We start from the raw sequence: 12,268 nt of genomic DNA, 5'->3' as shown, positions 1-12,268 counted from the left end.
CCCAGGAAAAATGATGGCATACAATGTCAGGCAATACGCCGGTAATCGTTAGCGCTGTTAGGACCGCACAGGGGAAAGAAGACGGAGCCCTCGCGGAGGTTCGGAGCGAGGACCTCTCGATTCCGCTGGTCGACGAGATGCTTGCGGAGACCGGCGTCGAGGGCGACGACGTCGACGATCTGATGTGGGGTTGCGCCCAGCAACGCTCCGAGCAGCGGACGAACATCGCACGTCAGATCGCACTGTTCTCCGAGCTGGGCGAGTCGGTCCCGGCGACAACGGTCGACCGCCAGTGTGCCTCCTCGGCGCAGGCGATCATCAGCGCCGCGGACTCGATCGCCGCGGGCCGCCATCAGGCGGTCATCGCCGGCGGCGTCGAGAGCATGAGCCGCGTGAAGATGGGCGCGGCCGACAGCGGCGAGATGTATCCGAAACTCGACGAGGAGTACGGGATGCGGAACCTCCAGATGGGGATGACCGCCGAGAAGGTCGCCGAGAAATACGACATCAGTCGCGAGGAACAGGACGAGTACGGCGCGCGCAGCCAGCAGCGCGCGGTCGAAGCGACCGAGGCGGGCAAGTTCGACGACGAGATCGTCCCGATCGAGACCGAGGACGGCGTCCACGACGAGGACGAGGGGCTCCGTCCGGGGACGACCCCCGAGAAGCTCGCCGAACTCCCGACGGTGTTCAAGGAGGACGGCACGGTCACACCTGGCAACGCGTCCCAGATCGCCGACGGTGCGGCCGGCGTCATGCTGACCAGCCGGGAGTTCGCCGACGAGAACGACCTCGAGGTCCTCGCCGAAGTCGGGACTAGCTACGTCGCTGGCGTCGACCCGACGGTCATGGGCGTCGGGCCGGTCCCCGCGACGGAGGGACTGCTCGAGCGCGCGGGCCGTGACATCGACGACTACGGGCTGGTCGAGATCAACGAGGCCTTCGCCAGCCAGACGCTGTACTCCCAGCGCGAACTGGGCATTCCGGACGATCAACTGAACGTCAACGGCGGCGCGATCGCGATCGGCCATCCGCTGGGCTGTTCCGGCGCGCGCCTCCCGGTGACGCTGGTCCACGAGATGAACCGCGAGGGCGTCGAGCGCGGTATCGCGACGGAGTGTGTCGGCTTCGGCCAGGGTGCGGCGATCGAGTTCGAACTGCCCTGAGACGAGTCGACTAGGCTTTTTGGTCCAGATTTTGCGAGCGAGGAGCGTGCGGTTTGAAGCGAACGAAGTGAGCGAGAACCGCAGAACGCGAACGGGGAGCAAAGCGATCCGTGAGCGAGCGACGAGCGAGACAAAAGGTGGTCGCGCCAGGGTGCGGAGATCGAGTTCGAACTGCCCTGAGACGAGTCGACTAGGCTTTTTGGCCCAGATTTTGCGAGCGAGAACCGCAGAACGCGAACGGGGAGCAAAGCGATCCGTGAGCGAGCGACGAGCGAGACAAAAGGTGGTCGCGCCAGGGTGCGGCGATCGAGTTCGAACTGCCCTGAGCCGCTCGAGCTGATCGTTTGCTCAAAATCTATCGCGGTGTTCCGTCCACGAGTGAGTCGTAGCCGGCTTCGAGTAGTACAATCGAGTACAGCGACAGCAGGAGAACAGCACGAAGTTGTCTATCCGAGGAGGTACTCGAGTCGGGGATAGCGCTCGAGCAACGTCTCGCCGTCGAGATCGTAGCTTTCGATCCAGGCGTCGAGGCCGAGGATGCGGCCGGCGCCGAAGGCGGCAACGGCGAGGAACACGAGCATGTAGGCGAAGTCGCCGTTGATGACGCCGTGGGCGATGTCCCAGTTCCCGAAGTAGAACATGAGCATCATGAGCGCGCCGAAGAACGCCGCGAGGCGGACGAGCGCGCCGACGAGCAGGCCGAGGCCGATCAGGAGTTCGCCCCACGGGACGGCGACGTTCGCGAACTCGACGAACCACGGCGTCGAGCCCATCCAGGCGAAGAGGCCGGCGAGGGGGTTGCCGTTGGTCGCGGCGACGTTGGTCAGGTAGCCGCCGGCGCTGAACGGTTCGGCCGCGACGAGCTTGGTGAACCCGGAGTAGGCGAAGGCCCAGCCCATCATGAGCCGGAGCGAGAGGACGAACCAGGCCGAGAGGCTGTGGGCGCGACCGCCGACCGTGTAGCCGCCGACGGTGCTTTCGAACGTGTTGCGAGCGTCTGTAGAGATGGGGGATGCAGTCATGGTAACGGAAGAATACTTCCTACTTCCTAGACGGTCACTCGAGTATATATAGATAGATGGATACGTGCTAGCACGGATTTCCATAACGTATTCGAATTATACGCGGGGTGCGAGACGGACCCCCGACGACCGACGACCCGTCGCTGCGCTCGCGGTCAATAGCCGAGTCCAAACGCCCAGTTCACGGCCAGCGCGAGGAACGTGATCGAAAACAGCCCGCCGAGAACGACAAACGCCGCGCCCCAGCCGAACAGGTCGGCCAGCAGGCCGACGCCGACCGAGCCGGCGGAGCCGACGACGGTGTAGCACGTCCGGACGAGCCCGAAGCCGGCCCCGCGTTCGGTGTCGCCGAACTGGTCGAGAAACCGGGGATCGATCGCCGCGAAGAAACTCGAGCCCAGGCCGGCTGCGAGAACGGCGATGCCGACAGTGGCGCGGCTCCCGCCGACGACGAGGCCGAACAGGCCGACCGATCCGGCAAACAGCGACGCGCCGATCACGAGGTCGCGGCCGTATCGATCGGAGAGTTCGCCGACGGCGAACTGGCCGACGGTCCGGACGAAAAAGAAGGCCGAGAAGGCGGTTCCGGCGAGCGTCGCCGAGTAGCGGTGGTGTTCGACGAGAAACGTCGGCAGGAACGTAAGCAACCCCTGGACGATGAAGGTACCGAGCATGGCGATCGCGAGGGTAAAGGCGACCGCCGGCCGCGAGACCAGTTCGAGCAGGGTGGCGAGTTCGAACCGCTCCCGCATCGGCTGGTCCGGCCGCCGCGGTTCGGTCGGGCGGATCCGCCACGCGAAGAGGACGAAGACCGGCAGGCCGACGACGAGTGTGAGCGCGAGCGCCGGCCGCCAGCCGAACCGGACCCCGACCCACGCCGCCCCGACGGGGGCGACGAGCCCGGCCAGCGGGCCGCCGATCGAGTGGATCCCGACCGCGCGGCCGAGTTCGTCGTAGGTCCGCGAGAGCAGCGTCGTCGCGACGGCGTAGTGCAGCCCCGCGACCGAGCCGAGGAGAACGGCGAAAACGACGAAGGCGGCGAAGATCGGCGAGAACGCGAGCAACACGCTCGCGATCACGGTCCCGCCGACGGCGACGAGGATCACCGGCTTCTCCCCGTAGCGGTCGCTGAGGACGCCGCTGGGGAACTGCGAGAGGCCGTAGGCGAGCCACATCCCCGTCAGCGCGAACCCGATCGCCGTGTTCGAGACGGCGAAGTCCGCGACGATGAACGGAACGACCGGACTGATCGCCATCCGGGCGAAGTACGTGACGAAGAACGCGAGCAGACAGAGGCCGAGGACCGTCGTCCGGTACTGCCAGCGCATGTACTCTACCGGCGACTTTCTCGCTGAGCTGTATAAGCGTGATTACATCGGACCGTCGGGATCGACTCGACCGCAGTCCCGCACTGCTGTCGCATGCTTTCGGGTACATATCCGGACGCTTTCATACACGAGGCCGGTCCGAAACGGAACGGCTTCGACTTCCGCAAACTGTTGCCGACTGCTCGGGCAGCGGCGGCCCGCCGGCCGTGGCCGAACCCTGCAGGGCTAAGTGGCCCGGTCCCCGAGGACGTGGTAATGAACGGCAACCGCTTCGGTCGCCTCTTTCAGGTGACCACGTTCGGCGAGAGCCACGGGGAAGCGATGGGCTGTACCGTCTCGGGCTGTCCCGCCGGCCTCGAACTCTCCGAGGAGGACATTCAGGCGGACCTCGATCGGCGCAAGCCGGGCCAGTCGATGATCACGACGTCTCGGGGCGAGCCCGACGACGTCTCGATCAAATCGGGGATTCAGGACGGCTACACGACGGGGACGCCGATCGGGCTGGTCATCCAGAACAAGGACGCCCGCTCGGGCAAGTACGAGCCCTTCATCACCGCGCCACGGCCCTCCCACGGCGACTTCACCTACTCGGCCAAGTTCGGGACGCGCAACTGGGGCGGCGGCGGTCGCTCGTCGGCCCGCGAGACCGTCAACTGGGTCGCTGCGGGCGCAATCGCGAAGAAACTCCTCGAGCGTGAGGGGATCGAACTCAAGGCCCACGTCAACCAGATCGACGACATCGAAGCGCCCGAAGTGAGCTTCGACCAGATCAAGAAACATTCGGAGGAAAACGACGTCCGCTGTGCCCACCCCGAGACCGCCGAGCGGATGCAAGAGCGGATCGAAGAGTATCAGGAGGAAGGCGATTCCATCGGCGGCAGCATCTACTTCGAGGCACAGGGCGTCCCCGTCGGGCTGGGTGCGCCGCGGTTCGACTCGCTGTCCGCGCGACTCGGCCAGGCAATGATGGCGGTGCCCGCCACGACGGCCTTCGAGTTCGGCCTCGGGCGCGAGGCCCGCGAGTGGACCGGTAAGGAGCGCAACGACGATTGGGAGTTCGGCGAGGACGGCGACCCGGTCCCAGTCGAGAACGACCACGGTGGGATTCAGGGCGGCATCTCGAGCGGCGAACCGATCTATGGCGAGGTGACGCTGCACGCGCCGACCTCGATCCCGAAGTCCCAGCAGACCGCCGACTGGGAGACCGGCGAAATAAAAGAGGAGCAGGTCATCGGCCGCCACGATCCCGTCCTCCCGCCGCGTGGGGTCCCCGTCGTCGAGGCGATGCTCGCGCTGACGCTGGTCGACTTCATGCTGCTGTCGGGCCGACTCAACCCCGACCGCGTCGACGACAGCCCGGGGGAGTACGACACCGAGTACCACCCGAGCAACCCGGAAAACGAGTAGCGCCGAAGCTGGGACGGGTCCCGCGATTCTTTTTGATCGCCTGAGTAGCAAACAGGTAGAACGGAATCGGTCCGGTCCGTGTTCCACGTCGCTCGAGCGAGGATCGAACGGCGGAACGGGACCGGGTTACTCCTCGACTCGGTCCGTCGGCTGGCCGCCGTCGCTGGCCGTGGGTGCGGGCGAGTCACTCGGCGCGTCGAACGAGACGTCCGGCCCGAGATACCGCGTCCAGACCACGAGCAGGCTCGGGAGGACGAGGACGCTCGCGAGGAACGCGTAGACGATCGTCAGCCCCGTGATGATCCCGAACTGCTGGAGCGGCGGGAGGATGGCGAACGCGAGGACGCCGAAGCCGCCGACGGTCGTCGCGGCGCTGCCGAGCAACGCACCGCCAGTGCCGGTGACCGTCCGGGACATTGCCTCCCAGACGGAGCCGGTCCGCTCCAACTCGAGGCTGTAGCGCTCGCTCATGTGGATGCTGTAGGCGACGCCGAGCCCAACCGTGAGGCTCGTGATCATCCCCGTCATGACGTTGAACGGGATCTCGAGCAGGGACATCGTCCCGAGAATCCACGAGACGCTGAACACGACCGGCAACAGCGTCACCGCACCGAGGGTCGCACTGCCTTTCGTGAGCCGGTAGGCGATCATCAGGAAGGCGAAGACGGCCACGAGGGTGATCAGCAGGCTCTCGATGACCGTGTCCATGAGTTGGTCCTGGATGATGTCGAACAGGATCGTCTGCCCGGTCGCGGTGGCCTCGAGCCCGTTTCCGTCGATCCCGTCCGCGATGGATCGCATCTCGGTCGTGACGTCGCTCATGGCCGCGGTGCCGCTCGTCGAGATAACCAGTCGGGCGGCCTCGTAGTCACCGTCCGCGGTCCGGTGGAGGACGCCGCTCGCTTCGTCGGGGGCGACCGCGAACAGGTCGTCGTACACCTGCTCGAGGTTCCGGTCGGGGACGCGGTCACCGTCGGTATCCGCCGCGGTGAGCGTCGCGTTGAACGATTCGTTCTCGCGTGCGACCTGCTGCATCGTCCCGATCGGACTTCGGACGTCGGCCTCGCCGCTCGAGAGGGTGGCGGCGACGGAGCTGTTGGCGGCCTCGCGTTCGGCCGCCTCGAGCCGCTGTATCGTCGCCGGATCAGTAACGTTGCCCTCCACGAGAATCTGTGCCTGTGAATCCTCCCGAACGAAGTTCTCGTTGACGAACTCGAGGTTCTCCTTCATCGAGTAGTCGCCGGGTTTGAACGGCTCGGGGAGGTCGTCCGTCCACGCCGGGGGGTCCTCCGCGATGAAGTCCTCCTGGCTGAAGCTGGTATCGACCTGCGTCGCGCCGTAGGCACCGCCAGCGCTCACGAGAAGCGCGAGCAGGATGACGACGATCGGGATCCGGCGTGCCGCCGTCGAACCGGTCGACAGGAGCTGGCTGAACCGCCCGCCGCCGGTCCCGAACGCGCGCTTTTTCCGGTCGAAGCCGCGGCTCTCGAGGAACTCGTCGAGTTCGATCTTGAGCGCCGGAATCAGGACGCCGAACACGAGCAGGGCGACCGTGATCCCGACGGCGCTGACGATGCCGAAGTCCTGAATCGGTGGCACCGGACTCGTGAGGTTCGAGAGGAAGCCGATCGCCGTCGTCGCGGTCACCAACACGAGCGCGATGCCGACGCCGGCCAGCGCGGTCCCCATCGAGCCGCGCGTGTCGTCGGCACCGTACGCGCCGCCCGCCTGCCGCTGTTCGCGGTGGCGCATGAAGATATGGATCGCGTAGTCGATCGAGAGCCCGATCAGCAGGACCGGAACCGCGATGAACATCTGGTTGAAGTCGATTCCGGTCCAGCCCATGAAGCCGAACGTCCAGAGCAAGACGGCGGCGATGCCGAACAGGCCGAGGAGGATATCGAGAAGATCGCGGTACGCGACGATCAGGGCGACGACGACGAACAGCAGCGCGAGCGGCCCGACGATCGCGAGGCTGTCGCCCATCGAATTGTCGATCTCCTCGCCCATGATGCCGCCGCCGAAGACGATGACGTCGGCACCGTCGGATTCGAACGCGTCGGTGGCGATGGACTGCATGGCCAGTTGCGCGTCGACGAGCGCGTCGGAGGCCATTCCGCCCTGGCCGCCATCACCCTCGGTCTGGTGGGTGACCAGCAGCATCGTCGCGTTCGCGCTCGTCGATCCGGCGTCGTAGCTCGTCGGCATGAAGGCCAGACCGCTCGTTCGACCGGACGAGTCCTCGCTCAGGACGGCACCGAGGGCGCGCTCGTACTCGGTGGCGTTCATCGACTCGAGCGCATCGATCTGTTCGGGCAGCGTCGGTGAGGTTGCGTTCTCGAGGGCGGCTTGCTCGGCCGACAGTTCAGCGCCGAGCGACTGGAGTCGCTCGCTCTGTGACTCGAGGGCCGCACTGCGCCGGTCGAGGGCCGCGTACTCGTCTTCGAGGACGCCCTGCGTCCCGAGGCGGTACGCCGCGTCGATCCGTGACTCGTTCTCGGCGGCACGAAGGCGCTGTGCCGATTCGTTGAACGTCGCGTACTGCGTCTCGTTCAGGTCGACCGACGAGTTCTCGTCGACCGCTGCGAACTGTTCACGCGGCGACGCCGACGGATCGGCCCGAAGCGTCTCGAGCGCCCCGCGAAGCTCCACCCGTGTCGCGTTCAGCGCCGCGCTCCGTTCTGCCACGGCGGTGCGTTCCGCCTGGACGGTCGCGTTCAGTTCCTCGAACTCCGCGGCCGTCGCCTCGAGTTCGCGCTGCTGGTCGGCGGTAAGCGACGAGATCGCGACGAGGTTCGCCGCGCCGACCGTCGGCCGGTCGTCGACGAGCGTCCCGGAGACCGTCTCGTTCTCGCGGAACGATTGTTGGAGTCGAAGCGTCTCGACCAGCGACTCCTGGGAGAGGACGTTGTCACCCCTGACGATCACCTGTGCCGCCGACGTGTTCTCCTGCCCGGTCGAGAAGTTCTGCTCGACGTACTCGAGTTTCTGTGCTTCTTCGGTGTCGCTCTGGAACTGATCGAGCGACGAGGACTGCTCGATCATGCCGGCCCCGGAGCCCGCGACGACCGTGAGAACGAGCATGACGGCGATTACGACCCGACTGTGTTCCGTGACGCCGTCGGCGATCCGGTCGATCCAACTCATGTGCCGTTCCTCCCTCCGCGAACCGTCGTGGCGTCAGGACGACGCGATCCCGATCGGGACCGACCGCGACCCACCGGACTCGCGGCCGCGATCGGGCGGCGGGTCCACGTCGGCCGGTCCGACAGTTGTTCCGTCGGGACACGAACGCGTGCCGGTGTCTCCGACGCGGTTCGCGACCGTCTCGATACTGCTCTCCGTTCCGGACGGGAGAACGCTCCGACGACGGCCGTCGGCCACCCGGTCTCGGGAGCCCGCCTCGATTCTTCGGCCATGTACTAACTGAATATTCAGTCAGCACATATCTACTTTCTCCCTCTAGATCGGTCCTGCTACCGACCGTCACACGAGACTCGGACCGAATCGGAAGCGTCTGCAGTTGACCATTCAATCAATTTTTATACGTTGCAGCGGTACGTCGTACTCAGATGGAGGCTGTTACGGCAGCGGATCGGACGGCGGGCGACGCCGGGACTCGAGTCGAACCACCGGAGCGGGGCGACTGTCAGCCGCTCGTTGAGTCGGGGGGAACGCGACCGCTATGACGCAGTTTCCGCCGTTTCTCGAGGAAACGGACGACACGCGAGACGCCATTATGAGGGCGACCTACGTCGCGCTCTGTGAACACGGCTACAACGAACTGACGATCCAGCGGATCGGGGACGAGTTCTCGAAGAGCAAGTCGTTGCTGTATCACCACTACGACAGCAAGGACGACCTCCTGCTCGATTTCCTGTCGTTCATGCTGGACCAGCTCGAGGGACAGATCCCGACGTATCGCGCGGGCGGGGCCGACGACCACATCGCGGAAATCGTTGAACAAACGTTCGATCTCGGTGTCGCCGAGATGGGGACCGACTTCACCCGGGCACTCGTCGAGTTGCGTGCGCAGGCGGCCCACGACGAGGGCTACCGGGAACACTTCACGCGTAGCGATCAGTTCGTCCGCAAACACGTCGCCCACACCATTCGGTCGGGCATCGAACAGGGCGTCTTTCGGGACGTCGATCCACAGGAGACGGCGGCGCTGTTTCAGCTCGTGTTCGTCGGAACGATGACCCAGCGCGTGACCAGCGACGACGACATCCTCGAGGACGGACGGAGTGCGTTCGAACGATACATCCGCGAGTGCCTCCTCGAGGCGGAGTGAATCGCCCCGAGAACGGACTGTCGGACGAACTGGGACCGGGTTACGGACGACGATCCCCCCGTCGCGCTGGGTCTGCGTCGCGTTTCGCAGTCGAACGTCTCAGTTGGTCACCGATCAGTTGCTGACCCGAGACGTGACCCGACCGAGAGCGCGTTTCTGCGCCGGTAAAGCGGTTATCCCGGCCCACGTCGATGACGACTGTCCTGCCGACGGTGCGCTGTCTCCGATAACTAACTGTTCAATTATCGGTTATCACTCGATGGTAGATCGATGTCGCCGCCTCGAGCGTGCGTTACAGAAGCGGACGGGAGACTGCTCCGTGACGACGGATCCGTTCCTCTCTCGCAACGCCGTTCGATCACTCTCTGCGGTGTCCGTTTCCCACGTTGGGGTAGCGACGATACCAGCGACAGCCGCCGGTCTACAGCTGTGTCGCCAGTAACTAACCGATTAGTAATTTTTATAAGTATGCCGGCGGATGTTTCGGTTAGCGATAGCGTCGCTTTTGGTTACATACGTATGGGTGTAAACGGAGGGGCCGGTTTCCGTTCCGGTGCAGTCGCCGACACCCTGCGGTAACCTGTTCTCGAGGTCCTCGCAGCCGAATCCAACGCCGTCGATCGGTCTCTCGCCAAGCATGTGGTGTCCCATCGGCAGTCCGGTCGGCGGTTCCGATGCGTATCGATACCGCGGCGAATCGGATCGAAAGCACTGTCGGCCCCCACTCGAATCGAAGACGCGGACGGCAAAACTGAGAAGCGACGGCGGTTTCGTCGGCCGAGCGCCGTTAGTCGGTTACTGCGGGCTCGGACTCGAGCCGCTGGCGGAGCCGACGGCCTCCTGTTCGAACGCGGTGCCGGTGATCGACCTGAGCCGGGCGACCAGCGAGTCCTTCTTGGGTTCGCCCATCAGGGCGACGTCGAGAACTTCGCTGATGTTCGAGCAGGGAATGATCTCGATCATGTCCTCGTACTCGTCTTCGATCATCACGTCCTGTTCGTTCGCCTCGGGAATGATGACCTTGGTACAGCCGGCCTTGGCGGCGGCCTCGATCTTGTGGGTGACCCCACCGACCGGCAACACGTCGCCGCGGACCGACAGCGAGCCGGTCATCGCGACCGACTGATCGACCGGGATGTCCTCGAGCGCGGAGATGACGGCGGTCGCCACGGTGATCGAGGCGGAGTCGCCGTCCACACCACCTTCGCCGGCCTGAACGAACTGGATGTGGATGTCCTTCTCCGAGAGGTCGACGTCGGAGAACTTCTTGATGATCGCGGAGACGTTCTGGACCGACTCCTCGGCCATCTCCTTGAGCTGGCCGGTGGCGATCACCCGACCGCCGCCCTGCGTGGGGGCGATCTCGGCCATGACCGGGAGCATGATGCCCGAGTCCTCGCCCATGACGGCGAGACCGTTGACCCGGCCCGCCACGCCGTCCGTGGTGACCTGCAGTTCGTAGTCCTTGCGGCGCTCGATGTAGTCGTCGGCGAGCTGTTGCTCGATCGAGCGCGAGCGGTCCTTGGCCCGGAGTACGTCGTCTCGAGTCGTGTGTTCTCGGTCCTCGGCGCGGGCGATGTCACCCGCGACACGGACGAGTCCACCAAGGGTTCGGAAGTGCAGCGTGAGGTGGTTCTTACGACCCGAGCGACGCTTGGCCTCGAGGATGAGTTCCTCGACGGCGTCGTCGGTGAAGTGGGGGAGACGCCCGTCGCGTTCGACCTCCTGAGCGATGAAGCGGGCGTACTTGCGCCGCATTTCGGGGGTGTCCTCGATGGTGTCGTCCATGTAGACCTCGTAGCCGTACCCCTTGATCCGGTTGCGCAGCGCGGGGTGCATGTTCTCCATGGCGTCTAAGTTCCCCGCAGCGACCATGATGAAGTCACAGGGGACGGGTTCGGTCTGGACCATCGCGCCCGAGGAGCGCTCGGACTGGCCCGTGATCGAGAACTCGCCCTCCTGGATCGCCGTCATCAGCTTCTGCTGGGTCTGAATATCGAGCGTGTTGATCTCGTCGAGGAACAGCACGCCCTTGTTGGACTGATGGATCGACCCGGGTTCGACCCGCTCGTGGCTCGGCGTTCCCATGCCGCCGGACTGGAAGGGGTCGTGGCGGACGTCGCCAAGCAGCGCGCCGGCGTGGGCACCCGTCGCGTCCTCGAACGGCGCGACGCGCTGATCGCCGTTGTTGACCAGCAGGTTCGGCACCATCGCGTCCGAGCCCTGCCCCAGCGTCCGGAAGATAAACCAGATGACGCCCGCCGCGAGGAGGCCAAGCAGGAGCGAGGATCCCGACAGAATCGTATAGGCGAGGATCACTGCGATGACGACCCACATCAGGATCGATCGCATCCGGTTTCGCTTGCTGGCTTCCTCCTTGTGAGCGTCGACGATCTGATCGCCCTTGCCGGCGGGAACGGTCCGGACTTTCGGCTCGTTTTCGTCGTCGGGGTTGGGATAGACCAGAACGTCCTGGAGGTCTTCCTTGGGCAGCAGTTGACTCATCGCCTTGGCCAGCATCGATTTGCCGGTCCCTGGCGAGCCGATCATCATGACGTGGCGGCGCTGCTTGGCCGCCTTGATGATGATATCGCGTGCTTCGTCCTGGCCGATGACCTGATCGACGAGCCGATCCGGGACCTCGATGTCCTCGGTGGTATCGATCTTCAGTCCACCGAGAAGGTCGTCTTCGGCGATCTCCTCGTCGACCTCGACGCCGGGATCGACCTCGACCGTACTGCCGAGGTCCTCGACCGTCTCGAGGTCGTCGTCCTCGTCGGACGACGGGTCGACCCCGTCGATCGGATCGTCGGCGCTGTCACGACGGCCGCTCTCGTCCTCGGGCGACGATCGATCTCCCTGACGCTCGGCGGGCTCCTCGGGTCGCTCGTCGGTCGGAGCGGGCTCCGAGGCGTCTTCGGGAGGATCGCCGCCGTTCGTATTCTCACTCATAAAACTCCGTTCAGTATCCGACCCGAGGGGACTGCGACTGATATACTTTCTCCACGTGATAGTTGCGAGCGATCGCCTCGAGCGGCCGATACGACGACT

The 12,268-nt window shown here is 65.2% G+C and carries 7 protein-coding genes; 3 read left to right on the top strand and 4 right to left on the bottom strand.

All coding sequences use genetic code 11. The annotated features are described in order from the left end of the window. Positions 1-23 precede the first annotated feature (23 nt). Entirely contained in the window at positions 24-1,166 is a 1,143-nt protein-coding gene (locus NP511_RS05540) for a thiolase family protein (RefSeq protein WP_006181130.1), read from the top strand. 446 nt (positions 1,167-1,612) lie between these two features. Here the strand turns inward: NP511_RS05540 and NP511_RS05535 are convergent, their stop codons facing one another. Beyond that, positions 1,613-2,188 carry a DoxX family membrane protein gene (locus tag NP511_RS05535; protein ID WP_006649317.1) on the bottom strand — a complete coding sequence of 192 codons (576 nt, stop codon included), beginning with the start codon at positions 2,186-2,188 and terminating at the stop codon, positions 1,613-1,615. 155 nt (positions 2,189-2,343) lie between these two features. Next, complete coding sequence (locus tag NP511_RS05530) at positions 2,344-3,516, bottom strand: MFS transporter (RefSeq protein WP_006649316.1); 1,173 nt, start codon at positions 3,514-3,516, stop codon at positions 2,344-2,346. 255 nt (positions 3,517-3,771) lie between these two features. Here NP511_RS05530 and aroC point away from each other — a divergent pair, with 255 nt between their 5' ends. Then, positions 3,772-4,923 carry a chorismate synthase gene (aroC, locus tag NP511_RS05525; RefSeq protein ID WP_049964743.1) on the top strand — a complete coding sequence of 384 codons (1,152 nt, stop codon included), beginning with the start codon at positions 3,772-3,774 and terminating at the stop codon, positions 4,921-4,923. Between the two features lie 126 nt (positions 4,924-5,049). Here the strand turns inward: aroC and NP511_RS05520 are convergent, their stop codons facing one another. Continuing rightward, the gene (locus tag NP511_RS05520; protein ID WP_049964742.1) at positions 5,050-8,070 is read right to left on the bottom strand and encodes an MMPL family transporter; all 3,021 of its coding nucleotides are present in this window, start codon (positions 8,068-8,070) and stop codon (positions 5,050-5,052) included. Positions 8,071-8,608: 538 nt separating this feature from the next. Here NP511_RS05520 and NP511_RS05515 point away from each other — a divergent pair. Then, entirely contained in the window at positions 8,609-9,217 is a 609-nt protein-coding gene (locus NP511_RS05515; RefSeq protein ID WP_049964741.1) for a TetR/AcrR family transcriptional regulator, read from the top strand. 795 nt (positions 9,218-10,012) lie between these two features. Here the strand turns inward: NP511_RS05515 and lonB are convergent. Next, entirely contained in the window at positions 10,013-12,169 is a 2,157-nt protein-coding gene (lonB, locus tag NP511_RS05510) for an ATP-dependent protease LonB (RefSeq protein WP_049964739.1), read from the bottom strand. Positions 12,170-12,268: the final 99 nt, after the last annotated feature.

Origin of the sequence: Natrinema thermotolerans (genome assembly GCF_031165565.1) — an archaeon.
GTDB lineage: Archaea > Halobacteriota > Halobacteria > Halobacteriales > Natrialbaceae > Natrinema > Natrinema thermotolerans.
Note: the sequence above shows the minus strand (reverse complement) of the source record. Positions and strands in the feature narration are given on the sequence as shown.